Raw genomic sequence first — 23,973 nt, 5'->3', positions numbered from 1 at the left:
TATGCAACTTATGAAATCAAAATGAAATTTGCGCGACGCATCGCAAATTTTAGCCCATCACCGCCAGAATCAGCGGGAAAATGAACGGGGCCAGCAGGGAGGTGATAATCCCGCAGATCACCAGCGCCAGGGAGCTAAACGCCCCTTCCTGATAGTCCAGCTCCGCACAGCGGGCGGTGCCCAGGGCGTGGGAGGCGGTCCCCATTGACAGTCCCCGTGCCGCTTTAGTGTGAATACGCATCCCGTTCAGCAGGGTGTGACCAAACACCGCCCCGAGAATACCGACGAAAATGACGCACATCGCGCTGATGGCCGGGATCCCGCCAAGGCTGCCACCCACTGCCATCGCGATAGGCGTGGTCACCGATTTAGGCAGAATAGAGGCGGCAATCTGCGGAGAGGCCCCCATCAACAGCGCTACCGACGTGCCGGTGATCATCGCCACCAGGCTGCCCACAAAACAGATGGTAATGATGGATTTCCAGCGGGCGCGGATCTGGTGGAGCTGCTCATATAAAGGAAAGGCGAGCGCCACAACGGCAGGCTGCAGCAGGTCGTTTAAAATTTTGCTGCCGGCAAAGTAACGTTCGTAAGGAATGCCGGTGAGCAGCAGGAACGGAATGATCACCACCATCGCCACCAGAAGCGGGTTCAGCAACGGCATTTTAAAACGTGCGGCAAGCTTGCGCGCGGCGAAGAACACCGCCAGGGTTAACGGCAGCGACCACCAGATATTGGCCATCATTTTTTTGTTTTCTCCCCGACCACGTTACGTTCGCCATGCACCAGATGCGAACTCCAGCTCACCACAAGGAAAACCACCAGCGTACTGACCGCGCAGGAGACCACAATCGGGCCGAACTGGGCCTTGAGCAAGTCAAAATACTGCATGACCCCGACGCCGATAGGCACGAAAAGCAGCGCCATGTAGCGAATAAGGACGAAGCAGCCGGGATTGACCCATTTTGCGGGCAGGATTTGCAGCGCCAGCAAAACAAAGAGGATCAGCATACCGATAATGCTGCCGGGAATGACGATGGGCAGCAGCGACGCGATGAATATCCCGGCATACAGGCAGGCGTATATCAGAACGAATGCGCGCAGATATTGCCAGATAATGTTCAATGATTTGCTCATGGTGATAGTCCTTGCTGAAACGCATTCATCATACAATTAAACCTAAAAATGTGCCACGGATCACATCATGAAATTTGAGCATACCAGACATTCCAGGATGGAACGTCCGGTATCACCGCACAGGGGCAGGCTACAGTTTAGAGGAAAGGGAGTGCGGTGGCGAAGTGACGAGCCAGTGAAATGCCTCTGAGTCAGGCATCGTATTGGGCGGCGAGTTTATCCAGAAAAGAAAACAGCACCTGATTCATTTCGCGATAATCATGCGAGCGAAGTTTTTCCGCCGTTTCGATAAAACGAAATTCAGCCGCGCGGCGGAGATCGTTCTGCGAATGTTCAATCAGCAGCTCAACGACCTCCGGCGTCAGTTCCATATGGCACTGAAAACCGTAAACCCGTTCGCCATATTGCACGATCTGACGGGGACAGCCCTCGCTGTAAGCGAGCACCTTAGCCTGCGGCGTCAACCCTGGCATGTCGTTATGCCAGTGACCGACGTTCAGCTCGTGGCCAAAATCCTCAAACAGCGGGTTCGCCTTGCCTGCATCCGTGAGCCTGACGGGAAATTTGCCGATCTCTTTTTCCGGGCTATGGCAAAACGCTGCGCCCAGCGCTTCACCGATAAGCTGCGAGCCCAGACAAACGCCAATCACCGTTTTACCCGCCTCTATTGCGCGGCCTATGAGCCGCATTTCCGCCTGCGCATCAAACCAGGGGCACTCCTTAAGCGTGGTGGCAGGTGACTGCGGGCCGCCCATGATGATAAGCAAGTCTGTGCTCTGCAGATCCTCGGGTAACGGATCGCCATGATAAACTCTGGAGTAGCTCATACTACAGCCGCGATTTTTCCCCCAGATTTCATAGGCGCCTGGCGCTTCGAAATGTTCATGAATGATAAAATGAATGTGCATTGCGTCTCTCTCCGGTTACGTGTACAAGCAGCATCATAAGAGGAAGGGAGGAATGTGAAATGCCAACCGTTATCGATAAAACGCCAATTCACGACGACGCCATCGGATGGTCCAGAGGGGCAATTAGCTATACGCGCGGCGAAGTGGATCCGCCTCATCGGCATCCACAGGGGCAGCTTTTGTTTGCCATCAAAGGGGTGATGCTGGTCGAAACCGGCAATAAGCGTTGGGTCATACCGCCACAGCGCGCGCTGTGGATCCCTCCCTTTCAGGAGCACACCTACAGCGTGTTATCCACAACGGAGCTCCGCGCGGTCTGGTTTAGCCCGGCGCTGATATCGCAATGCGAGCCTTTTAAACGGAAAGAAGAGGTTCACGTGATTACGGCGACAGCGTTGTTCAAAGAGCTGATTGCCGGGCTGTTCAGTGCGCAATACCAGCCAGCCAGCCAGCGCAGCATGGCCGTTTTGCTGCTCGAAATCCTCAGCGAGGCGCAGCAGATTTCGGCCGAATTACCGATGCCGGTGGATGAGCGGTTACATCGCGTTGCCTGTGACATCATTACCAGCAATCTCTGGGACGTTTCGATGGAAAGGCTGGCGGAACAGGCCGCGATGTCTGAACGCACATTCTCACGCGCGTTTATCAAAGATACCGGCTTTAGCTTCCGGGCCTGGCGACAGCGAGCAAGGATTTGTGCCTCGCTGGACCTGCTCGCCAACGGATACCCGGTTAAACAGGTGGCCTGGATGCTGGGGTTTTCCGGGCAGGCGGCATTTTCGGCGGCGTTTCGCGCCGTTGTCGGGGCAACGCCGGCTGATTTTCTCCCTGAACAGAAGCGCTTCCCAGCGATATAGAGAGCGGCTACTATAGCGCGTCTTTTTTCACAGGTACTGCTATGCGTGTTTTACTGGCCCCAATGGAAGGCGTGCTCGACTCCCTCGTGCGCGAGCTTCTGACCGAGGTGAATGATTACGATCTCTGCGTGACGGAGTTTCTGCGCGTGGTCGATATGTTGTTGCCGGTAAAATCCTTCTTCCGCCTGTGCCCCGAGCTGCACAACCAGAGCCGGACCTCTTCCGGCACGCTGGTGCGTATTCAGCTGCTCGGCCAGTATCCTGAATGGCTGGCGGAAAACGCCGCCCGCGCGGTTGAGCTGGGCTCTTACGGGGTGGATCTCAACTGCGGCTGTCCGTCGAAGCTGGTGAACGGCAGCGGCGGCGGAGCGACGTTGCTTAAAGATCCTGAGCTGATTTACCGCGGTGCGAAGGCGATGCGTGAGGCCGTGCCTTCGCATTTGCCGGTGACGGTTAAGGTGCGCCTGGGGTGGGACAGCGACGCGCGGCAGTTTGAAATCGCCGATGCGGTGCAGCAGGCCGGGGCCACCGAGCTGGTGGTGCATGGCCGCACCAAAGAGGATGGCTACAAAGCCGAGCGCATTAACTGGCTGGCGATCGGTGAGATCCGCAAACGCCTCACCATTCCGGTGATCGCCAACGGCGAAATCTGGGATTACGAGAGCGCGCAGGCCTGTCTGAACGCCACCGGCTGCGATGCGGTAATGATAGGTCGCGGCGCGCTGAATGTACCTAACCTCAGCCGGGTGGTGAAATATAACGAGCCGCGGATGCCGTGGGCAGACGTCGTTACGCTGCTGCAAAAATACAGCCGTCTGGAAAAGCAGGGCGACACCGGCTTGTATCACGTCGCGCGAATTAAACAGTGGCTGAGCTATTTACGCAAAGAGTACGATGAAGCGCTGGGGTTATTTCAGGAGATTCGGACATTACAGACTTCTGCTGATATTGCCCGGGTAATTCAGTCAAAATAATAAGCGTTAAATTGCTCACACTTTTTTAAACCAGAAAACAGTTCAGGTTTTCAACGTGGCGCGACGGTGTTAAGGTGCCACTGTTTTCAACGCAGGATTGTTACTGGTTAACAGGCAAAACCTAAGCGTTTCACAGCTTTCTCGCTGTGGAGCGCTTAGGTTTTTTTTTGCCTGTCGTTTACGCAGGAGAGACATTTGGCTTAGCGCTTTTTACTGATTTTAAAAAAATGAAATATCGACAGGAAATAGAAAGATTTCCTGCGGCCGGTTACGCACAAAATACTCAATCACAGGTTGTTATTATGGCATATAAAAATAAACTCTATGCGTTCGCCTTATTGACGATATCCCCGCTGTCAATGGCGCAGGACTGGAACGGAACGGTATTAGGGTTTGAGGCTCCGCCGGAGCCTGTTCTGGGCGAAATGCTCGGCATACGTAAAATCCTAAACGATAACGGTTTTACCTATAACCTCGGATACCTGAATGAAATTGGCTGGAACGGCGGTGGCGGATATAACCACGACTCCCACGTGGCGTATATCGACCAGTTTGCGCTGACCTTCAACCAGGATCTTGAGCGCTGGAGCGGTATCCCGGACGCGCGTATCGAAGGGAACATCGTCAACCGTAACCACAATGACGACCTCACCACCAAACGCGTGCAGGACCCTCGCGTCAACTTTAACGACCTGACCCAGGAGAGCTGGGGCGGGCAGTCGATTACCCGTCTGGGCTGGCTGACCTTTGCCCGCAGCTTTGATGACCGACGCCTCACCTGGCGCATCGGGATGATGAACAAGGTGCAGACCTTCGATCAAATCATCCCCTGTGATTTCCAGCTGCTTTCGCAGTGCGGCGGGAAGTCAGCCAACTCGCTGACGTGGAACAACTGGAACGTTCACACCTGGGGCACCACGCTTGCCTATAAATTAACGCCGACGCTGACCCTGAAGGGCGGCGTGATGGAGCAAAATCCGCAGGCCTCCAGCCGCAGCCACGCCTGGAGTTGGTCGACGAAGGGCAGCAAAGGGGTTTTACTGCCGGTTGAAATCGAAGCGCGTCCGCTGGTTAACGGCCTGCCGGGCGCGTACAACCTGGGCGTGGTGTTTACCAACGCGCCGCAAACCGATCTCTATCGCGGCAAATCCGGCGGGGCGGGCGCGACGGATCCGGACGGGTTTGAAACCCACAGCCGGACCTGGTTCATGTACGCCGGACTAAACCAGCAGCTTACGCAGCATCAGGACGATCCGAATCGTGGGTTGAGCACCTCTTTCAGCATGAGCCTTGCGGATCAGAGCACTAACTATATGCACCAGGTTTACGCCGCCTCGCTGCGCTACCGCGGGCTGTTTGACGCGCGACCGGAAGACTGGATTGGCTTTGGCTTGACCTGGATTGATATGAGTAGCCAGTACGCCCGCAATCAGCGCTATATGAACAGCCTGAGCGGCGTGTCGGACTATAACGATCCGGCGTATCGTCCGGTGCCGGGCCACTCCCTGAACGGCGAGTTTTACTACCGTTTTCGTCCAGTGCCGTGGCTTGAACTGCAGCCGGGCATTCAGTACTGGCACCATCCCGGCGGCGTCAGTCGCACCCAGGATGCCTGGGTTACCGAGCTGAAAACGGTGGTGAGCTTCTGATATCACCGTAGCAAGTTCGATCCGCGTCACGTTTCTGACGCGTGATGCATTGAGGCTATGAATGAAACTGATAGAGTGCCAGAACTGGATTGTTACTGCTTAGGCAGGCAAAACCTGATTTTCTGGCATCTGCCGGAGGTCAGGTTTTTTTGTTTCTGGGGTTCAGATGAAAATCGCCAAGATACTCAATAATAACGTGGTGGTTGTTCAGGATGAGCGCGGGCGCGAACAGGTTGTGATGGGCCGCGGGCTGGCCTTTCAGAAGCGCGTCGGCGAAGCGCTGGATACCGCGCTGGTTGAAAAGGTGTTTGCGTTACAAAGCGATGAACTGGTGCGTCGACTTGGGGAGCTGCTGAGTCAAATTCCGCTGGAGGTGATGACCACCTGCGACCGCATCATCGGGCTGGCGGCGCAGCGGCTGGGCAAGCTGCAGGAGAGTTTGTATATCACCCTTACCGATCACTGCTACTTTGCGATTGAGCGGCAGAAGAACGGGCTGGCCATCAAAAACGTGCTGCTGTGGGATATTAAACGGCTGTATCCGAAGGAGTTCGAATTAGGGCAGGAGGCGCGGGCCATTATCGCCAGACGCCTGAACGTCGAGCTGGAGGAGGATGAGGCCGGGTTTATCGCGCTGCATCTGGTCACCGCGCAGCTGAACAGCGAAATGCCGGAAGTGATGCACGTGACGCGGGTGATGCAGGAGATCCTGCAGCTGGTGAAGTATCAGCTGCAGCTTGAGTACGATGAAGACTCGCTCAGCTATCAGCGTTTTGTCACCCACCTGAAGTTTTTTGCCCAGCGGATGCTGACCCGCACCGTGGTGGAAGATGACGATGTCTCGCTGCATACCGCGGTAAAAGACAACTACGCGAAAGCGTGGAAATGCGCCGAGAAAATCGCCCAGCACCTGAACAAAAGCTATCAGCGTGAGCTGACGACCGAAGAAATTATGTTCCTCGCCATTCATATTGAGCGGGTGAGAAAAGAGGGGCGTTAAGCCTCAAAACAGGATTGTTACTGCATCTCGCAGGCAAAACCTGAGCGCGGCCTTCGTCAGAAGGTCGTTCTCGGGTTTTTTTATTTTTTATACTCAGTCAACAGGTGCCTGCAGGCATCGGATGTAAGGAAATCGAGATGGAATACCAGGCTTTAGCGAAGGATATTCTCGGCCACGTTGGCGGAAAAGAGAACATCGTCAGTCTTGTACACTGCGCGACCCGGCTTCGCTTCAAACTGAAAGAGAATCAACGGGCGGATGCGGACGGGCTGAAGAAAAACCCGGGCGTGATCATGGTGGTCGAAAGCGGCGGCCAGTTTCAGGTGGTGATTGGCAACCACGTTCACGACGTCTGGCAGGCGGTGCGCAATGAAGCAGGCCTTACCGATGACGCGCCCGTCGCGGAAGAGAGGGGCGAAAAGGGTAATCTGCTGGGCCGTCTGATTGACATCGTCTCGGGGATCTTCACCCCGTTTATCGGCATTCTGGCCGCGTCCGGTATTCTGAAAGGGCTGCTGGCGCTGGCGGTTGTCTGCGGCTGGCTCACCATCGAAAGCGGCACCTATAAAATCTGGTTCGCCGCCAGCGACGCGCTGTTCTTCTTCTTCCCGCTGGTGCTGGGCTATACCGCCGGGAAAAAATTCGGCGGCAATCCGTTTATTACCATGGTGATCGGCGGGGCGCTTACCCATCCGATGATGATTGCGGCGTTTAACGCCAGCCAGCAGCCGGGCGCGGTATCGGACGCCTTTTTGGGCATTCCTGTCACCTGGTTTAACTACAGCTCGTCGGTGATCCCGATTATTCTCGCCTCGTGGGTGAGCTGCTGGCTGGAAAAACAGAGCACCAGGCTGCTGCCTTCCTCGATGAAAAACTTCTTCGCGCCGCTGATCTGCTTAGGATTAACCGTGCCGCTGACCTTCCTCGCGATCGGGCCGCTGGCGACCTGGCTGAGCCAGATGCTGGCGAACGGCTATCAGAGTATTTACGTTCTGGCACCGTGGCTGGCGGGCGCGGCGATGGGCGCGCTGTGGCAGGTCTGCGTTATTTTTGGCCTGCACTGGGGGCTGGTGCCGCTGATGATTAACAACCTGGCGGTGCTGGGGCATGACTCCATGTTGCCGATGCTGTTGCCCGCGGTGTTTGGTCAGGTAGGGGCAGCGCTGGGGATTTTCCTGCGTACCCGCGATGCCCGTCAGAAGATGCTCGCGGGTTCATCGGTAACGGCAGGGATATTTGGTATTACCGAACCGGCCGTTTATGGCGTAAACCTGCCGCTGCGCCGCCCGTTTATCTTTGGCTGCGTGGCGGGGGCTATCGGCGGGGCGATTGTCGGCTTCAGCGATACCCACGTTTACTCCTTCGGCTTCGCCAATATCTTTACCATCGCCCAGATGATTCCGCCGGGTGGGGTAAACGCCACGCTGTGGGGCGGCGTGATCGGCACCGCGGTAGCGCTGGTGCTGAGCTGCGGCCTGACGCTGGCGGCGGGCATGCCGGGACGCGCAGCGCCGGAAGCTGCGGTTACGGCAGGGGAAAACGATGTCTTATCCCCGATGAGCGGGACCGTTCTGGCGCTTGACCAGGTGCCGGATACCACGTTTGCCAGCGGCCTGCTGGGCAGCGGTGCCGCGATTATTCCCTCCGATAACAAAGTGGTGGCCCCGTTTGCCGGCGTGGTGGCCTCTCTGTTCCAGACCAAACACGCCATCGGCCTGCTCAGCACCAGCGGGATTGAAGTGTTGATCCACGTGGGTATCGATACCGTAAAGCTCGACGGCAGGCCGTTTACCGCCCACGTGAAGGTGGGCGACAAGGTGCAGCCCGGCGATCTGCTGCTGGAGTTTGACCGACAGGCGATTATCGATGCCGGATACGACCTGGCGACCCCGATCATTATCAGTAACAGCGATGAGTATCGTGACGTGGTGACCGTGGCGGCAACGTCCGTCAACGCCGGTGCGCCGTTACTCAGCGTAAGCCATCAATAACAGGAGAACGTGATGAAAACTTTCCCGGACGATTTTTTATGGGGCGGCGCGGTTGCCGCGAATCAGGTAGAAGGCGCGTATCTGGAGGATGGCAAAGGGCTGTCCACCTCAGACGTTCAGCCGCAGGGTGTCTTCGGCCCGGTGGTTGAGCGCGTGGCGGGCGACAGCGGCATCAAGGACGTCGCCATCGACTTCTATCACCGCTACCCGGAAGACATCAAACTGTTCGCTGAGATGGGCTTTAGCTGCCTGCGCGTCTCCATTGCCTGGACCCGCATTTTTCCGAACGGCGACGAGCAACAGCCTAACGAAGCGGGGCTGGCGTTTTACGACCGGCTGTTTGACGAGCTGGCCGCGCACAACATCACCCCGCTGGTGACGCTGTCGCATTACGAAATGCCGTGGGGACTGGTGAAGCAGTACGGCGGGTGGGGCAGCCGCCAGACCATTGGGTTCTTCGAGCGCTACGCCCGTACCGTGTTTTCGCGCTACAAGGAGAAGGTGAAGCTCTGGCTGACCTTCAACGAGATCAATATGTCTCTGCACGCGCCGATGACCGGCGTGGGCCTGCCGGAAACCAGCAGTAAAGGGGAGGTGTATCAGGCGATCCATCACCAGCTGGTGGCCAGCGCGCTGGCCGTGAAGGCCTGCCACGAGATTATCCCGGATGCCAGAATCGGTAACATGCTGCTGGGCGGCCTGATGTATCCGCTGACCTGCAAGCCGGAAGATGTACTGGAGACGCTGCAGGAAAACCGCGCGTGGCAATTCTTTGGCGACGTGCAGTGCCGTGGCGCCTACCCGGGCTATATGCAGCGCTTTTTCCGCGACAACGGTATTCAGCTTGAGGTAACGGATGCCGACCGCGAGGCGCTGAAATCGACCGTCGATTTTATCTCGTTCAGCTACTACATGACGGGCTGCGTCACCGCGGATGAGGCCCTCAACCAGCAGGCGCGCGGCAACATCCTGAGCATGGTGCCTAACCCGCATCTGGCAAGTTCCGAATGGGGCTGGCAGATTGACCCCATCGGCCTGCGTACCCTGTTAAACGTGCTCTGGGATCGCTATCAGAAGCCGTTGTTTATCGTGGAAAATGGCCTGGGGGCGAAGGATAAACCGGATGCGAACGGCGTGGTGCAGGATGACTATCGCATCAGCTACCTTAACGACCACCTGGTGCAGGTGCGTGAAGCGATTGACGACGGCGTTGAGGTGATGGGGTATACCAGCTGGGGGCCAATCGACCTGGTGAGCGCGTCTAAAGCTGAACTCTCTAAGCGCTACGGCTTTATTTACGTCGATCGCGATGACAGCGGAAAAGGCACGCTGGCGCGCAGCCGTAAGAAAAGCTTCTACTGGTATAAAGAGGTTATTGCGACGAAAGGGGCTTCGCTGAAAGTCTGATATCAGGGACGTTGCCCGGCGCAGAGCCGGGCAAATAGATCAGAAAATCATCTTGAATACGCCGGTGACCACTAAGAGCCCTATCAGAAATATAATTAAAATAACCCACAGTAATATTTTCATTCCTTTCTCCCGCTCATGTATGTCCTGAATAAGTGTAGCAGCGTATTTATATTTGGCGTGAATGCATTGGATTTAATCATTCTCTTTGGGAATAAATTTCCGGGTATTAAAATGTATGACAATTTGCGGATTGCCACGCGTTACTAAAAAAATGAACGATATCGAGCGTAACGTGCGCCTTTATTTTTTGAGTGTATGGCGTAATGAAACGTTCTCTTATTTTATCTCTGAGCGCACCCTTCGTTTTTATTCTGGCAGCCTGTGCGCCTGAACATGCCACGGTGTCTCCCATTAAAACGCAAACCGCTGCGGCGTCGGTGAATACGGTTCTGAATCATCAGGACTGGCCGAAAAATGAGTGGTGGAAAGCGTATAACGATCCCCAGCTTAACGGGCTGATTGCGAAAGCGTTGAGCGATGCACCTGATATGCAGATTGCCCGCCAGCGCATTACGCTTGCCGAAGCCCAGGCCAAAGCCGCAATGGCCGCTGACGGTCCGCAGATTGATTTTTCCGCCGATGCGGAACGCCAGAAAATGTCCGCCGAAGGGCTGATGGGGCCTTTTGCCCTTACCGACCCGGCTGCAGGCACCACCGGGCCGTGGTACACCAACGGCACCTTCGGCCTGACCGCTGGCTGGGAGCTCGATCTGTGGGGGAAAAATCGCGCCCGGGTCGAGGCCCGGATTGGCAAAGTGAATGCGCAAAAAGCGGAGCTGGAGCAAACCCGCCAGCTGCTGGCCAGCAGCGTGGCGCGGATCTACTGGGAGTGGCAAACTCAGGCCGCCGCGGGGGAGGTTCTCGCGCAGATCAAACATGAGCAGGACAACATAATCGGCGCCGACCGCGAGCTGTATCAGCACGGGATCACCTCCTCCGTGGAGGGTGTGGAAACCGATATCAACGCCAACAAAACCGAAGAGCAGCTGGCAGAAGTCAACGGGAAGATGAAAGCTGTAGAGGCGCGCCTGGTCGCGCTGACGAACTCTTCCTCCGTGACGCTTACGCGGCATGCGCTGCCGACGGTAGACGCCTCGTTACCGCCGACGCTCGGTTATGAACTGCTGGCACGCCGTCCGGATCTTCAGGAGGCGCACTGGTATATCGAAGCCTCCATGAGCGAGGTGGAGGCCGCCAGAGCGGCTTTCTATCCTGACGTGAACCTGATGGCGTTCCTACAGCAGGATGCCCTCCATCTGAGCGATCTGTTTCGCGCTTCAGCGCAGCAGATGGGCGTGACCGCCGGGCTGACGCTGCCGATCTTCGACAGCGGCAGGCTGAACGCCAGCCTGGATATCGCCCAGGCGCAAAATAATCTCTCGGTGGCAAACTACAACAAAGCGGTGGTCGAAGCGGTCAATCAGGTGGCGCGCACGGCCAGTGAAGTCGAAACGCTGACGGCGAAGAACCGCCTTCAGCAGCAGGTTGAAAAAGATGCGGCGCGGGTAGTGACGCTGGCGCAGGCGCGTTTCAGCGCGGGGATCGTTGCGGGCTCGCGGGTCAGTGAAGCCAGGATCCCGGCACTCAGGGAAGACCTCGCCGGATTGTTGCTGAAAGGCCAGTATGTCGACGCCACGCTGCAGCTGACGTCGGCGCTGGGCGGCGGCTATCATCATGGCTAAAAATGGTCATTATCTATACTTACCTCTTTGCAGTTTTTCAGGAGGTGAGTATGACCAGAGTAGCGATAGTGACCGCATCGGATTCCGGGATTGGTAAAACCACGGCGCTGATGCTCGCAGAGCGCGGGTTTGATATTGGCGTCACCTGGCACTCGGATGAAAAAGGAGCGCTGGAAACCTGCCGCGAAGTTGAAGCGCAGGGGCAGCGCGCAGAGGCTATCCATCTTGATTTAAGCACGCTGCCGGATGGCGCAAAGGCTATTGAAACGCTGATTGCGCGTTTCGGGCGGCTGGACGTGCTTGTCAATAATGCGGGTGCGATGACCAAAGCGCCGTTCCTTGAGATGCCGTTTGACGACTGGCGGAACATTTTCACCGTCGACGTGGACGGCGCGTTTCTCTGTTCACAAATTGCCGCCCGGCAGATGGTGAAGCAGGGGAAAGGAGGGCGGATTGTGAACATTACCTCGGTGCACGAGCACACGCCGCTGCCGGAGGCGAGCGCCTACACGGCAGCAAAACACGCGCTCGGCGGGTTAACCAAATCCATGGCGATGGAACTGGTTAAACACAACATTTTGGTGAACGCCGTCGCGCCGGGTGCCATTGCCACACCGATGAACGACATGGACGACAGCGAAGTGAAGGAAGGCTCAATGCCGGAAATCCCGCTGGCAAGACCGGGCCACACCAAAGAGATTGCCAGCCTGGTCGCGTGGCTGTGCGACAGCGACGCCAGCTACACGACGGGGCAATCTTTTATTGTCGACGGGGGCTTTATGCTGGCTAACCCGCAGTTTAAGCCGGAGGGGTAGGTTCCCCCTCTCCCTGTGAGAGAGGGTGTTTTTAGTTCCCTCTCCCTGTGGGAGAGGGTTAGGGTGAGGGCATCAGGCCGCACCCGGCTACTCCTCATCCCGCGTCTTTTCCCGATGCTTCAGCCACAGCCTGACCCCAATCACCGCCACCACCACCAGAATCAGCCACGCCCAGTGCTTCAGGTGCTGGTCGAGATTATGCAGCCACGGGCCAATCACTTCGCCCCCTACGTAGCCGAGCGTCGTAAAGATCAGCGCCCAGGCAATCGCACCAAGAACATTGAGCGGCAGGAAAATTTTTGGCGGCAGATGGCTGGCGCCAATCAGTATCGGCCCGATAATGCGAAAGCCATACATAAAGCGCGTGCCGATGACGAACAGATAGGGATGACGCTGAATGAGCCGTTGAGCACGACGGATTTTCTTCTGATGCTTTGCGAAACGCTTAAGCAGCGTGGGACCGAAGCGCAGCCCGAGAAAGTAGAGCAGCTGATCGCCAATCATTCCGCCGAGCGCGACCGCTGCGACGACCAGCGGGAATTTCAGCAATCCCTGATGCGCGGCGACGCCCCCTAACAGCGTGATGGTTTCACCTTCTGCCACGCTACCGATGACCAGCGCGGCATATCCATATTGTTCAATAAGTGCGTTAATATCCATTACGTGAATGTTATCTCCCTCTGCTTACCTCGTTTAATCATATACCCCATGAATCAACAGCGGGGAAATCAACGGAAATTTCCCACTGTACAGAAAATAATCTAAAGCCTGCATTATACTTAAGGTATCGCTGACGGGCCGACAACAAGGGGGCGCTATGAACCATGTCTGGGGACTTTTCTCCCATCCCGATCGTGAAATGCATGTCATTAAAAGTGAGAACGAAACGGTCTCGCATCATTACACGCACCATGTGCTGCTGATGGCTGTGGTGCCGGTAATATGCGCCTTTATCGGAACAACACAAATCGGCTGGAACTTCGGTGATGGCACCGTGGTTCAGCTTTCCTGGTTTACCGGACTCTATCTGGCCATCGTTTTTTATGGCCTGATGCTGGCGGGTGTGGCGGTAATGGGGCGCGTCATTCACTGGATGGCGCGTAACTACCCGCAACGTCCATCGCTGGCGCACTGTATGGTCTTTGCCGGATATGTCGCGACCCCGCTGTTCTTAAGCGGTATTGTTGCGCTCTATCCACTGGTCTGGCTGTGCGCGCTGATCGGTACCATTGCCCTCTTTTACACCGGGTATCTGCTGTATCTGGGGGTTCCAACCTTCCTGAATATCAATAAAGAAGAAGGCCTGAGTTTTTCCAGTTCAACACTCGCTATCGGGGTGCTGGTGCTGGAGGCGCTACTGGCGCTGACGGTTATTCTTTGGGGTTATGGATACCGTCTCTTCTGAGTTCACTGCATTGCTGGCGTAAATGCCAGCAATGCAGCATCTGTTCACGATTATCCGCTGGCGACAACGCCCGGTGACCGCTATGATGCCGAAGCCAGCCTGTGTTTATCCGTTGATACAGGCGGTGTACGTCATTACGTGCGTGAATAATTATCAGAAGTCTCACCATGCTGAAATTCCGAGTCTCTTTACTTAGCCTGGCGCTGCTGCTGGGCGCGTCCGCTGCCGTGCCGGCCGTCGCTAAAACGCCCGCGGTGACCGCCGCCGCTGCTCAGCCGCAAATTGCGTCCGGCAGCGCGATGATTGTCGATCTCAACACCAATAAGGTGATTTACGCCAGCCATCCGGACCTGGTGCGCCCGATCGCCTCGATTACCAAATTAATGACCGCGATGGTGGTGCTTGATGCACATCTGCCGCTGGACGAAAAATTGAAAGTGGATATCAGCCACACGCCGGAGATGAAGGGGATCTACTCTCGCGTGCGTCTGAACAGTGAAATCAGCCGTAAAAATATGCTGCTGCTGGCGCTGATGTCGTCTGAAAACCGTGCGGCGGCGAGCCTGGCGCACCACTATCCGGGCGGCTACGACGCCTTTATCCGCGCGATGAACGCGAAAGCCAAAGCGCTGGGAATGACCAATACGCATTATGTTGAACCGACGGGACTGTCGATCAACAACGTCTCCACGGCCCGCGATCTGACGAAACTGCTGATTGCCAGCAAGCAGTATCCGCTGATTGGTCAGCTCAGCACCACCCGTGAAGAGATGGCGACCTTTGCGAACCCGGCCTATACGCTGCCGTTCCGCAACACTAACCATCTGGTATACCGCGATAACTGGAACATTCAGTTAACGAAAACCGGCTTTACCAACGCGGCAGGACACTGCCTGGTGATGCGCACCGTGTTTAACGGTAAGCCGGTGGCGCTGGTGGTGATGGATGCCTTCGGCAAATATACCCACTTCGCGGACGCGAGCCGTCTGCGTACCTGGATTGAAACCGGGAAAGTGCAGCCCGTTCCGGCCGCAGCATTGACGTATAAAAAGCAGAAAGCGGAACAGATGGCGACGGCGCAGAACGACTGAGTCGTTTGTGCGCGATGATGCCCTCACCCCGACCCTCTCCCACAGGGAGAGGGAGAAAACACAAAAAACGGTAACCCAGTTACCGTTTTGCTTTTATTCCGGCAGCGTCCAGTCCCCATCGTTGAGCGAGCGCTGCATAATCACCGTATCCCGCCAGTCGCCTTTCTTATAGCCCACGCTGCGCAGCTGACCGACAATCACGAAACCGTGCTTTTTATGCAGCCGCAGCGAGCCGGAATTATTGTTCCCATCTCCCACAACGGCAATCATCTGACGCCACGGGCCTTGCTCGCAGCGGGCGATTAGCGCATCCATTAATGCCGAGCCAAAACCGCGCCCGGTGATGCTGGCATCCACGTAAATCGACTCTTCCAGGGTATAGCGGTAGGCGTGTCGCGGGCGGTAAGGCGTGGCGTAGCAGTAGCCCACCACGATGCCGCGATAAAGCGCGATAAGCCACGGCAAACCGCTCTCAGCCACGCTTTTCATACGCTGACGCATTTCGTCGATGGTAGGGGGGACTTCTTCAAATGACGCGCGCCCGTGCAGCACATGCCAGGCATAGATGGCGGCGATGGCATGCACATCATCGGGAAGGGCATCGCGCACTTCCAGTTCGGTCTCGGATAAAACATCAATAGCCGACATGATGTGCCTGCTCCTCGTTATAGAATGCCGGAGAAACGTTCCTCCGGCGTCAGAGCGTCACTCTATTACGATTAAGGCACGCTAAACAATCTCTCAAATTTGGCTGTAGGAATTAATCAGACGCTTGCGTTACGCGCTGCACCGCATCTGCCTCTTCTTTCCAGTATTTCTTCCGCGTTGTTTTACCAATGCCGGGGTTCATGCTGTTTGTAGGGTCATTCTCGCGATAAAACTGCTTAAGTGCGTCAGGGGCTTTATAAAGATGCCCGACGTTATGTTCCGCAGGATATTGTGCGCCGCGTTCGCGCAGCAGGGCGAGCATCTGCTCCTTCAGTTCGTGCGCATCGACCCCTTTTTTGACGATGTAATCCTGATGGAAGACATAACACATAAAGTGGCCGTAATAGAGCTTGTGCACCAGCTTGCTGTCGATTTCCGGCGGGAGGTGCTCAAACCACTCGGTGTCGTTACGGCGCAGGGCGATATCCAGCGCCAGAATATCTTCCACCTCTTCGGAATGCACCGCCTGATAGCGGATGGCGGCTCCCGCTGCGGCGAAACGGTGCAGGAAGGCTTTGCTGCCTTCTTCCGGCGTACAGGCAAAGAAATCCCCTTCGGCGGTTTTGAAGAATTCGGTCAGCCAGGTCTGCGCTTCGGCAATCCCGTCTCCGGCCATCTTCAGCAGCAGGTGGTGCTCGTACTTATCGCGCCAGGTTTTCATTCGCTCCGGCAGATGCGCCGGGAAAACGTTGCCCAGCTTCTGCATAAAGCGGTCGGTGAAGTGGGGTTTAAACAGCGACACTTTATCGAGCATCGCGTCGGTGCGGCCCTTCATGGTGAAGAAGAACGGCATTTTGTCGGTGCCGAGCTTGTCGATCATCAGGAACGTATCTTTGCCGTAACGCTCGGCGATGTCGTAAATGTCCCGGTGCATATACTCGCCCGCGACCGGCAGATGGGTAAATTCGCCCAGAATATGACGACGAATTTCGGTCAGAACGTCAGGCTGATTGGTACCGATGTAAAACACCTGCTGCTTTTTCTCTGCCGGGAAGGTATCCAGACGCACGGTAAAAACGGCAAGCTTCCCGGCGCAGCCGGAGGATTCAAACAGGCGGTCCGGGTCGGCGTTGTAGCGCGCTGGCGTATCGGCATCGATATCCCGCACGCGGGTCACGTAGTCGTGATCGTGCGCGTGGCGGCCATCGTGCTGCACGTCTTCGTCCTTCACGCGATCGTCGTCAAGCTTGCTGAGGATCTGCTCTGGCGTCACGCCGAGATCGATGCCCAGATGGTTCACCAGCGTCAGCTTGCCGTTTTCGTCAATACGGGCAAACAGCGACATCTCGGTGTAGGCAGGCCCGCGCTGCACCAGCGAGCCGCCGGAGTTATTGCAGATCCCACCGACCACCGAGGCGCCAATACAGGAGGAGCCAATCACCGAGTGCGGCTCACGGCCCAGCGGCTTAAGCGCTTTTTCCAGGGAGTAAAGCGTCGTGCCGGGGAACGCAAGCACCTGCTCGCCTTTATCCAGCAGGTGCAGCTTGTCGAGGCGCAGGGTGCTGATAATCACGATGTCGCGATCGTAATCGTTGCCGTTCGGCGTGGAGCCTTCGGTCAGGCCGGTATTGGCGGCCTGCATTAAAATAATCTTGTCGGCGGCGACGCAGGCGCTCAGGACGCGCCACAGCTCCAGCAGCGTGCCGGGGAAGACCACCGCCAGCGCCTCGCCCTGACCGGAGCGGAAGCCTTTACGGTAGCGGGCGGTTTTGGCCGGGTCGGTAAGCAGGTGAGAGGAGCCAACCAGGCGCGACAGTTCGTTAATAAAAGCCGTGTTATCGTTTGTTCGAACAGAAGTCATCTTCCACTCCTTGTGGTGGGGCAAATTTCTCGCTGTAAAGCATAGCGCGATTAACTGTTAAGCGGTCGAGTATTCACGAGAAAAATCAGAGAATAACCCTGCAACGTTTCGAGGGTTTGTGGCACACTGCGCTTTTCGCACGGTATGGCCGAGATCGTCCGGCGGTTATTGATGAGAGAGTAAAACGACATGAAATGGCTATGTTCTGTAGGTGTCGCCGTCAGCCTGGCGCTGCAACCTGCGCTGGCAGAGGATTTGTTTGGTAATCACCCGCTCACGCCTGAAGCACGGGACGCGTTTGTCACTGAATTGCTCAAAAAAATGACGGTCGATGAGAAAATCGGCCAGCTGCGTCTTATCAGCGTCGGCCCGGATAACCCGAAAGAGGCCATCCGCGAGATGATCAAAGACGGGCAGGTCGGGGCCATCTTTAATACCGTCACCCGCCAGGATATCCGCAAGATGCAGGATCAGGTGATGGATCTCAGCCGCCTGAAAATTCCTCTGTTCTTTGCTTATGACGTGGTGCACGGCCAGCGTACCGTTTTCCCCATCAGCCTCGGCTTAGCCTCCTCCTTTAACCTCGACGCGGTGAAAACCGTCGGGCGCGTGTCGGCTTATGAAGCGGCGGACGACGGTCTGAACATGACCTGGGCGCCAATGGTGGACGTCTCGCGCGATCCGCGCTGGGGCCGCGGCTCGGAAGGCTTTGGTGAAGATACGTATTTAACCTCCACGATGGGTAAAACCATGGTGGAAGCGATGCAGGGCAAAAGCCCGGCGGACCGCTACTCGGTGATGACCAGCGTCAAACACTTCGCGGCCTATGGCGCAGTCGAAGGCGGAAAAGAGTACAACACCGTCGACATGAGCCCGCAGCGCCTGTTCAACGACTACATGCCGCCGTACAAGGCAGGGCTGGATGCGGGCAGCGGCGCGGTGATGGTCGCGCTGAACTCGCTGAACGGCACGCCTGCGACGTCCGACTCCTGGCTGCTGAAAGACGTCCTGCGCGACCAGTGGGGCTTTAAGGGCATCACCGTTTCCGACCACGGCGCGATTAAAGAGCTGATTAAACACGGCACGGCGTCCGACCCGGAAGACGCCGTGCGCGTGGCGCTCAAGTCCGGCATCAACATGAGCATGAGCGACGAGTACTACAGCAAATACCTGCCGGGGTTGGTGAAGAGCGGCAAGGTAACGATGGCGGAGCTGGACGATGCCGCGCGCCACGTGCTGAACGTGAAATACGACATGGGGCTGTTTAACGATCCGTACAGCCATCTGGGGCCGAAGGATTCTGACCCGGCAGATACCAACGCCGAAAGCCGCCTGCACCGCAAAGAAGCGCGTGACGTGGCGCGCGAAAGCCTGGTGCTGCTGAAAAACCGCCTCGACACGCTGCCGCTGAAAAAATCCGGCACCATTGCCGTGGTGGGCCCGCTGGCCGACAGCAAGCGAGACGTGATGGGCAGTTGGTCTGCCGCGGGCGTGGCCGATCAGTCCGTGACCGTGCTGACCGGGATCAAGAGTGCCGTGGGTGATAACGCGAAAGTGGTGTACGCTAAAGGGGCGAACGTCACCAACGACAAAGACATCGTCACCTTCCTCAACCAGTACGAGGAAGCGGTGAAGGTCGATCCGCGCACGCCGAAGGAGATGATCGACGAGGCGGTGAATACCGCGAAGCAGTCTGACGTGGTTGTCGCGGTCGTGGGCGAAGCACAGGGTATGGCGCACGAGGCCTCCAGCCGTACCGACATCACCATCCCGCAGAGCCAGCGCGATCTGATCGCCGCCCTGAAAGCCAACGGCAAGCCGCTGGTGCTGGTACTGATGAACGGGCGTCCGCTGGCGCTGGTGAAAGAGGACCAGCAGGCTGACGCCATTCTGGAAACCTGGTTCGCCGGTACCGAAGGCGGTAACGCCATCGCCGACGTGCTGTTTGGTGATTACAACCCGTCGGGCAAGCTGCCGATGTCCTTCCCGCGCTCCGTGGGGCAGATCCCGGTCTACTACAGCCACCTGAACACCGGTCGCCCGTACAACGCCGACAAGCCGAACAAGTACACGTCCCGTTACTTCGACGAAGCTAATGGCCCGCTGTATCCGTTTGGTTACGGCCTGAGCTACACCACCTTCAAGGTTTCTGACGTGAAAATGTCGGCGCCGACCCTGAAGCGTGACGGCAAAGTTACCGCCAGCGTTGAGGTGACCAACACCGGCAAGCGCGAAGGGGCAACGGTGATTCAGATGTACGTGCAGGATGTGACTGCGTCGATGAGCCGTCCTGTTAAGCAGCTGCGCGGCTTCGAGAAGGTCAATCTGAAGCCTGGCGAAACCCAAACCATCAGCTTCCCGATTGACGTGGAGGCGCTGAAGTTCTGGAACCAGCAGATGAAATACGATGCGGAGCCAGGCAAGTTTAACGTCTTTATCGGGGTGGATTCCGCCCGCGTGAATAAAGGCGAGTTCGAGCTGCTGTAACCTTCCTTCCTTTGCATCCCCCGACTTCCGGGGGATGCGTCTTACGTTATGCTAAAAAGGCATTTTGCCGGGTAAATCCGCTGTTTTAAGCTACGCTTTTCTCTCAAGCCTCTGAAAAAGGCGATAAAAAAATGAGGATAGCGGAATGACGATTGCAAAGGGGATGTTGGGATCTGCGGTGCTGCTGGCGGCGATAAGCCTGCCGTTACAGGCGGCGGAGCCGGTAAAAGTGGGCTCAAAGATCGATACCGAAGGCGCGCTGCTCGGCAATATTATTTTGCAGGTGCTGGAAAGCCACGGCGTGAAAACCGTCAATAAAGTTCAGCTGGGCACCACGCCCGTCGTGCGCGGGGCGATCACCTCCGGCGAGCTGGATATCTATCCGGAATACACCGGCAACGGGGCATTCTTCTTCAAAGATGAAAACGATCCGGCATGGAAAAACGCCAAAGCCGGGTATGAGAAAGTCAAAAAACTCGACGCGGAACAGAACAAGCTGGTCTGGCTGACGCCGGCCCCGGCCAACAACACCTGGACTATCGCCGTTCGCAAGGACGTGGCGGAGAAAGGTAAGCTGACGTCTCTGGCGGATCTCAGCCGCTATCTGAAAGAGAAGGGCGACTTTAAGCTGGCAGCGTCCGCGGAGTTTATCGAGCGTCCTGACGCGCTCCCGGCGTTTGAAAAAGCCTACGACTTCAAGCTCGACCAGGCGCAGCTGCTCTCGCTGGCGGGCGGGGATACGGCGGTAACCATCAAGGCGGCGGCGCAGCAAACTTCTGGCGTTAACGCGGCAATGGCCTACGGCACAGACGGCCCGGTGGCGGCGCTCGGCCTGCAAACCCTGACCGATCCAAAAGGCGTACAGCCGATTTACGCTCCGACCCCGGTCGTGCGTGAGGCGGTGCTGAAAGCCTATCCGGAGATTGCAGAATGGCTCAAACCGGTCTTCGAAAAGCTGGATGAAAAAACGCTGCAGCAGCTGAACGCCAGCATTGCCGTCGAGGGGCTGGATGCCAAAAAAGTGGCCGCCGACTTCCTGAAACAACAAGGGCTTGTGAAGTAACGGGAAAGGGCTGTGCCAATAAAATGTCATAACCGCGTACTGCTGCTGCTGGCCTGCGTGGCCATCGCGGCGGTCGCGCTGCCGTTTGTAAATGTCGCACCTAACCGCCTGATGTCAGGGGAGGGGCGCTATCTCTGGGAAGTGTGGGCGTTCACGCCGCGGTGGCTGGCGGCGGCGCTGGCCGCGTGGGTTGCGCTTTCGCTCTGGCAAGGGCGCACGGCGCAGTGGCTGACGCTGCTCCTCGCTGAAGGGCTGTTTATCATCCTGTTCTGGGGGGCCGGGCAGGCGGCGACGCATATGGCGTCAGCGGAAAGTCCGCTGGCGAGAACCTCGGTGGGCAGCGGCCTCTGGCTGTGGCTGGCGCTGTGTCTGCTGGCCAGCAGCGATGCCATTCGTCGACTCATCTCCAGCGCCGTCTGGCGCTGGGTGCTCAACGCGCAGATATGGTGCATTCCCTTGTTCCTGCTGTTCAGCGGTGAGCTGAACAATCTCTCGCTGCTGAAAGAGTACGCCAACCGTCAGGAGGTGTTTGATGATGCCCTGGCGCAACACCTGACGATCCTTTTTGGCACGCTGATCCCGGCTCTGCTGATCGGGATACCGCTCGGCATGTGGTGCTATCGTCATCCTTCACGCCAGGGCGGGATCTTTGCCGTACTCAACGTGATCCAGACCATACCTTCCGTCGCGCTGTTTGGCCTGCTGATTGCCCCGCTGGCCGGGCTGGTGAAGTCATTTCCGGTGCTGGGAACGCTCGGCATAGCCGGAACGGGGTTAACGCCCGCGCTCATCGCGCTGGTGCTGTATGCGCTGCTGCCGCTGGTGCGCGGCGTGGTCGCGGGCCTGGGCCAGGTCGCGCCGGATGTGCTGGAAAGCGCCCATGCGATGGGGATGAGCGCGCGGCAGTGTTTCTGGAAAATTCAGCTCCCGCTGGCGCTGCCCCTGCTGCTGCGCAGCCTGCGGGTGGTGGCGGTGCAAACCGTCGGCATGGCGGTGATTGCGGCGCTGATTGGTGCGGGCGGCTTTGGCGCGCTGGTGTTCCAGGGGCTGCTGAGCAGTGCTCTCGATCTGGTGTTATTGGGCGTGGTGCCCACGATTGCGCTGGCGGTTGTCGTCGACGCGCTGTTTGCCTTATGGCTCGCGCTGCTCAGGAGAAGAGCCAATGATTGAATTTCACGATGTCAGTAAAACCTTTGCCGGTCGCCCGGCGGCGAGCCACCTGAACCTGAACTTTGCCGAGGGGGCGTTTTCCGTGCTGATTGGCACCTCGGGCTCGGGAAAATCCACCACCCTGAAGATGATCAACCGGCTGGTGGAGCATGACAGCGGGCTGATCCGCTTTGCCGGAGAAGAGATCCGCAGCCTGCCGGTGCTGGAGCTGCGCCGCCGGATGGGCTATGCCATTCAGTCTATCGGCCTGTTTCCGCACTGGACGGTTGCGCAGAACATCGCCACCGTGCTGCAGCTGGAGAAATGGTCGCGGGCGAAAATCGCTGACCGGGTGGATGAACTCATGTCTCTGCTGGGGCTGGAGCCCGCGCTGCGCGATCGCTATCCGCACCAGCTTTCCGGAGGCCAGCAGCAGCGCGTGGGCGTGGCGCGCGCGCTGGCGGCTAACCCGCAGGTGCTGCTGATGGATGAGCCCTTCGGCGCGCTGGACCCGGTCACGCGCGGGGCGCTGCAGGCGGAGATGACCCGCATTCACCGCATTCTCGGACGCACGATCGTTCTCGTGACGCACGATATTGATGAAGCTCTGCGCCTGGCCGACCATCTGGTGCTGATGGATCATGGCGAAGTGGTGCAGCAGGGCTCGCCGCTTGAGCTATTAACATGGCCGAAGAACGACTTTGTGCGCGAGTTTTTCGGCCGCAGCGAGCTGGGCGTGAGGCTGCTCTCCCTGCGGACGGTCAGCGACTATATGCGTCGGGAGGAGGTACCGGTGAGCGGCGAACCGCTGCAGGCGCAGATGAGCCTGCGGGATGCCCTCTCGGCGTTTGTCGCGCGCCAGTGCGAGGTATTGCCCGTCTCGGACTCGCGCGGTACGCCGTGTGGAACCTTACATTTTCGCGATCTGCTGGCCGGGGAGGTGACGCGTGAAGGCTCTGCGTGATCCGCTCCTCTGGCTGGTAGCGCTCTTTGTCGCCTTACTGTTTTTGATGCCCCACAGCGCGGCGCTGTTTAACGCTCTTTTCCCGGGCCTGCCGCGGCCGGTTTATCAGCAGGAGAGCTTTATTAATCTCGCTCTGGCGCATCTCTGGCTGGTGGCGCTCTCAAGCGCCATCGCGGTTGTGCTGGGGGTAGGGGCAGGCATCGCGGTCACGCGGCCTGCGGGCAAGGAGTTTCGTCCGCTGGTGGAGACGATAGCGGCGATTGGCCAGACGTTTCCCCCGGTGGCCGTGCTGGCAATAGCGGTTCCGGTGATGGGCTTTGGTCAGCAGCCCGCCATTATTGCGCTGATTTTATACGGCGTATTGCCGGTGCTGCAGGGCACGCTGGCGGGCCTCGCGGCGGTACCGGCGTCAGTGCTGAGCGTGGCTGAAGGGATGGGCATGAGTCGCGGCCAGCGGCTGCGCAAGGTTGAACTGCCGCTTGCGGCACCGGTGATCATTGCCGGGATCCGCACGTCGGTGATTATTAACATCGGGACGGCGACCATTGCGTCTACGGTCGGTGCCAATACGCTGGGAACGCCGATTATAATCGGCCTGAGCGGGTTTAATACGGCTTACATTGTGCAGGGAGCTGTGCTGGTCGCGCTGGCGGCAATCGTCGTCGATCGCCTTTTTGAGCGGCTGGCGCTGTACCTCAGCCGACACCGCCGCGAACAATAAACGAGTATCCTGCCAGCATCACGCCGCCAATACCGCTCACGGCCATCAGGACAAAAAGGGTAATAATGGCCAGTTTGGTTGCCTTCATCATGTGCTCCTGT

21 protein-coding genes and 1 pseudogene are annotated in these 23,973 nt (G+C 57.6%); 15 read left to right on the top strand and 7 right to left on the bottom strand.

Annotation, left to right across the window (positions count from 1 at the left end):
- Window positions 1-49 precede the first annotated feature (49 nt).
- The 3 genes from DFO52_RS05285 to DFO52_RS05275 form a co-directional block, all read right to left on the bottom strand.
- The gene (locus DFO52_RS05285) at window positions 50-745 is read right to left on the bottom strand and encodes a CidB/LrgB family autolysis modulator (RefSeq protein WP_029740398.1); all 696 of its coding nucleotides are present in this window, start codon (window positions 743-745) and stop codon (window positions 50-52) included.
- Window positions 742-1,137, bottom strand: coding sequence for a CidA/LrgA family protein (locus DFO52_RS05280; RefSeq protein ID WP_023312463.1), 396 nt, complete (start codon window positions 1,135-1,137; stop codon window positions 742-744). Before DFO52_RS05280 ends, DFO52_RS05285 begins: the two co-directional genes overlap by 4 nt.
- 191 nt (window positions 1,138-1,328) lie before the next feature.
- Window positions 1,329-2,045: a type 1 glutamine amidotransferase gene (locus DFO52_RS05275; RefSeq protein WP_133549620.1), complete on the bottom strand. Its 717-nt coding sequence runs from the start codon at window positions 2,043-2,045 to the stop codon at window positions 1,329-1,331.
- 59 nt (window positions 2,046-2,104) lie between these two features.
- Between DFO52_RS05275 and DFO52_RS05270 the strand changes: the two genes are divergently transcribed.
- The 8 genes and pseudogenes from DFO52_RS05270 (at window position 2,105) to DFO52_RS05230 (ending at window position 12,483) form a co-directional block, all read left to right on the top strand.
- Window positions 2,105-2,902, top strand: a complete 798-nt coding sequence (locus DFO52_RS05270; RefSeq protein WP_133549618.1) for a helix-turn-helix transcriptional regulator — start codon at window positions 2,105-2,107, stop codon at window positions 2,900-2,902.
- 41 nt (window positions 2,903-2,943) lie between these two features.
- A complete protein-coding gene (dusC, locus tag DFO52_RS05265) occupies window positions 2,944-3,876 on the top strand; it encodes a tRNA dihydrouridine(16) synthase DusC (protein WP_133549616.1) in 933 nt (310 codons plus the stop codon).
- 302 nt (window positions 3,877-4,178) lie between these two features.
- Window positions 4,179-5,525 carry a carbohydrate porin gene (locus DFO52_RS05260; protein WP_133549614.1) on the top strand — a complete coding sequence of 449 codons (1,347 nt, stop codon included), beginning with the start codon at window positions 4,179-4,181 and terminating at the stop codon, window positions 5,523-5,525.
- A 166-nt stretch (window positions 5,526-5,691) separates the two neighbouring features.
- Entirely contained in the window at window positions 5,692-6,525 is an 834-nt protein-coding gene (gene bglG, locus DFO52_RS05255) for a transcriptional antiterminator BglG (RefSeq protein ID WP_032658940.1), read from the top strand.
- A 24-nt stretch (window positions 6,526-6,549) separates the two neighbouring features.
- Window positions 6,550-8,516: pseudogene (gene bglF, locus DFO52_RS05250) on the top strand (PTS beta-glucoside transporter subunit IIABC).
- A 12-nt stretch (window positions 8,517-8,528) separates the two neighbouring features.
- Window positions 8,529-9,923 (top strand): 6-phospho-beta-glucosidase, encoded by a 1,395-nt coding sequence (ascB, locus tag DFO52_RS05245; protein ID WP_133549610.1) that lies wholly within the window; start codon window positions 8,529-8,531, stop codon window positions 9,921-9,923.
- A gap of 326 nt (window positions 9,924-10,249) precedes the next feature.
- Window positions 10,250-11,668, top strand: coding sequence for a multidrug resistance outer membrane protein MdtQ (mdtQ, locus tag DFO52_RS05235; RefSeq protein ID WP_133549608.1), 1,419 nt, complete (start codon window positions 10,250-10,252; stop codon window positions 11,666-11,668).
- 50 nt (window positions 11,669-11,718) lie between these two features.
- Window positions 11,719-12,483 (top strand): SDR family oxidoreductase, encoded by a 765-nt coding sequence (locus tag DFO52_RS05230; protein ID WP_080750219.1) that lies wholly within the window; start codon window positions 11,719-11,721, stop codon window positions 12,481-12,483.
- An 87-nt stretch (window positions 12,484-12,570) separates the two neighbouring features.
- Here the strand turns inward: DFO52_RS05230 and DFO52_RS05225 are convergent, their stop codons facing one another.
- Entirely contained in the window at window positions 12,571-13,143 is a 573-nt protein-coding gene (locus DFO52_RS05225; RefSeq protein ID WP_133549606.1) for a DedA family protein, read from the bottom strand.
- 157 nt (window positions 13,144-13,300) lie between these two features.
- Here DFO52_RS05225 and DFO52_RS05220 point away from each other — a divergent pair, with 157 nt between their 5' ends.
- Both DFO52_RS05220 and pbpG read left to right on the top strand, forming a co-directional pair.
- Window positions 13,301-13,888 (top strand): Yip1 family protein, encoded by a 588-nt coding sequence (locus tag DFO52_RS05220; RefSeq protein ID WP_133549604.1) that lies wholly within the window; start codon window positions 13,301-13,303, stop codon window positions 13,886-13,888.
- Between the two features lie 167 nt (window positions 13,889-14,055).
- The gene (gene pbpG, locus DFO52_RS05215; RefSeq protein ID WP_023312453.1) at window positions 14,056-14,979 is read left to right on the top strand and encodes a D-alanyl-D-alanine endopeptidase; all 924 of its coding nucleotides are present in this window, start codon (window positions 14,056-14,058) and stop codon (window positions 14,977-14,979) included.
- Between the two features lie 93 nt (window positions 14,980-15,072).
- Here pbpG and DFO52_RS05210 read toward each other — a convergent pair whose 3' ends face one another.
- Together DFO52_RS05210 and dld are read right to left on the bottom strand one after the other, a co-directional pair.
- Window positions 15,073-15,627, bottom strand: coding sequence for a GNAT family N-acetyltransferase (locus tag DFO52_RS05210; protein ID WP_047647278.1), 555 nt, complete (start codon window positions 15,625-15,627; stop codon window positions 15,073-15,075).
- 112 nt (window positions 15,628-15,739) lie between these two features.
- Window positions 15,740-17,488, bottom strand: a complete 1,749-nt coding sequence (dld, locus tag DFO52_RS05205; RefSeq protein ID WP_133549602.1) for a D-lactate dehydrogenase — start codon at window positions 17,486-17,488, stop codon at window positions 15,740-15,742.
- 189 nt (window positions 17,489-17,677) lie between these two features.
- Between dld and bglX the strand changes: the two genes are divergently transcribed.
- From bglX to DFO52_RS05180, 5 genes are all read left to right on the top strand, one after another.
- The gene (gene bglX, locus DFO52_RS05200; RefSeq protein ID WP_133549600.1) at window positions 17,678-19,975 is read left to right on the top strand and encodes a beta-glucosidase BglX; all 2,298 of its coding nucleotides are present in this window, start codon (window positions 17,678-17,680) and stop codon (window positions 19,973-19,975) included.
- Between the two features lie 145 nt (window positions 19,976-20,120).
- Complete coding sequence (locus DFO52_RS05195) at window positions 20,121-21,038, top strand: ABC transporter substrate-binding protein (protein WP_133549598.1); 918 nt, start codon at window positions 20,121-20,123, stop codon at window positions 21,036-21,038.
- A gap of 12 nt (window positions 21,039-21,050) precedes the next feature.
- Window positions 21,051-22,208, top strand: coding sequence for an ABC transporter permease (locus DFO52_RS05190; protein ID WP_133549596.1), 1,158 nt, complete (start codon window positions 21,051-21,053; stop codon window positions 22,206-22,208).
- Window positions 22,201-23,151 carry an ABC transporter ATP-binding protein gene (locus DFO52_RS05185; RefSeq protein WP_133549594.1) on the top strand — a complete coding sequence of 317 codons (951 nt, stop codon included), beginning with the start codon at window positions 22,201-22,203 and terminating at the stop codon, window positions 23,149-23,151. The genes DFO52_RS05190 and DFO52_RS05185 overlap by 8 nt, the downstream gene beginning before the upstream one ends.
- Entirely contained in the window at window positions 23,135-23,872 is a 738-nt protein-coding gene (locus DFO52_RS05180) for an ABC transporter permease (RefSeq protein ID WP_033146011.1), read from the top strand. Before DFO52_RS05185 ends, DFO52_RS05180 begins: the two co-directional genes overlap by 17 nt.
- Here the strand turns inward: DFO52_RS05180 and DFO52_RS05175 are convergent.
- Window positions 23,847-23,960, bottom strand: a complete 114-nt coding sequence (locus DFO52_RS05175; protein ID WP_008500895.1) for a protein YohO — start codon at window positions 23,958-23,960, stop codon at window positions 23,847-23,849. The two genes, DFO52_RS05180 and DFO52_RS05175, sit on opposite strands and share 26 nt — an antisense overlap.
- Between the last annotated feature and the right edge of the window lie 13 nt (window positions 23,961-23,973).

Origin of the sequence: Enterobacter sp. AG326 (genome assembly GCF_004362415.1) — a bacterium.
In the GTDB taxonomy this organism is placed as follows: domain Bacteria; phylum Pseudomonadota; class Gammaproteobacteria; order Enterobacterales; family Enterobacteriaceae; genus Enterobacter; species Enterobacter asburiae.
This window is presented reverse-complemented; position numbering and strand designations above follow the sequence as displayed.

Excerpts from the sequence above, each read along its gene's own strand:
- DFO52_RS05175 (WP_008500895.1), bottom strand. The coding sequence starts at position 23,960 with ATGAAGGCAACCAAACTGGCCATTATTACCCTTTTTGTCCTGATGGCC.
- ascB (WP_133549610.1), top strand. The coding sequence starts at position 8,529 with ATGAAAACTTTCCCGGACGATTTTTTATGGGGCGGCGCGGTTGCCGCG.
- mdtQ (WP_133549608.1), top strand. The coding sequence starts at position 10,250 with ATGAAACGTTCTCTTATTTTATCTCTGAGCGCACCCTTCGTTTTTATT.
- DFO52_RS05230 (WP_080750219.1), top strand. The coding sequence starts at position 11,719 with ATGACCAGAGTAGCGATAGTGACCGCATCGGATTCCGGGATTGGTAAA.
- dld (WP_133549602.1), bottom strand. The coding sequence starts at position 17,488 with ATGACTTCTGTTCGAACAAACGATAACACGGCTTTTATTAACGAACTG.
- dusC (WP_133549616.1), top strand. The coding sequence starts at position 2,944 with ATGCGTGTTTTACTGGCCCCAATGGAAGGCGTGCTCGACTCCCTCGTG.
- DFO52_RS05195 (WP_133549598.1), top strand. The coding sequence starts at position 20,121 with ATGACGATTGCAAAGGGGATGTTGGGATCTGCGGTGCTGCTGGCGGCG.
- DFO52_RS05210 (WP_047647278.1), bottom strand. The coding sequence starts at position 15,627 with ATGTCGGCTATTGATGTTTTATCCGAGACCGAACTGGAAGTGCGCGAT.
- pbpG (WP_023312453.1), top strand. The coding sequence starts at position 14,056 with ATGCTGAAATTCCGAGTCTCTTTACTTAGCCTGGCGCTGCTGCTGGGC.
- bglG (WP_032658940.1), top strand. The coding sequence starts at position 5,692 with ATGAAAATCGCCAAGATACTCAATAATAACGTGGTGGTTGTTCAGGAT.
- DFO52_RS05185 (WP_133549594.1), top strand. The coding sequence starts at position 22,201 with ATGATTGAATTTCACGATGTCAGTAAAACCTTTGCCGGTCGCCCGGCG.
- DFO52_RS05280 (WP_023312463.1), bottom strand. The coding sequence starts at position 1,137 with ATGAGCAAATCATTGAACATTATCTGGCAATATCTGCGCGCATTCGTT.
- DFO52_RS05285 (WP_029740398.1), bottom strand. The coding sequence starts at position 745 with ATGATGGCCAATATCTGGTGGTCGCTGCCGTTAACCCTGGCGGTGTTC.
- DFO52_RS05225 (WP_133549606.1), bottom strand. The coding sequence starts at position 13,143 with ATGGATATTAACGCACTTATTGAACAATATGGATATGCCGCGCTGGTC.
- bglX (WP_133549600.1), top strand. The coding sequence starts at position 17,678 with ATGAAATGGCTATGTTCTGTAGGTGTCGCCGTCAGCCTGGCGCTGCAA.
- DFO52_RS05270 (WP_133549618.1), top strand. The coding sequence starts at position 2,105 with ATGCCAACCGTTATCGATAAAACGCCAATTCACGACGACGCCATCGGA.
- DFO52_RS05260 (WP_133549614.1), top strand. The coding sequence starts at position 4,179 with ATGGCATATAAAAATAAACTCTATGCGTTCGCCTTATTGACGATATCC.
- DFO52_RS05220 (WP_133549604.1), top strand. The coding sequence starts at position 13,301 with ATGAACCATGTCTGGGGACTTTTCTCCCATCCCGATCGTGAAATGCAT.
- DFO52_RS05275 (WP_133549620.1), bottom strand. The coding sequence starts at position 2,045 with ATGCACATTCATTTTATCATTCATGAACATTTCGAAGCGCCAGGCGCC.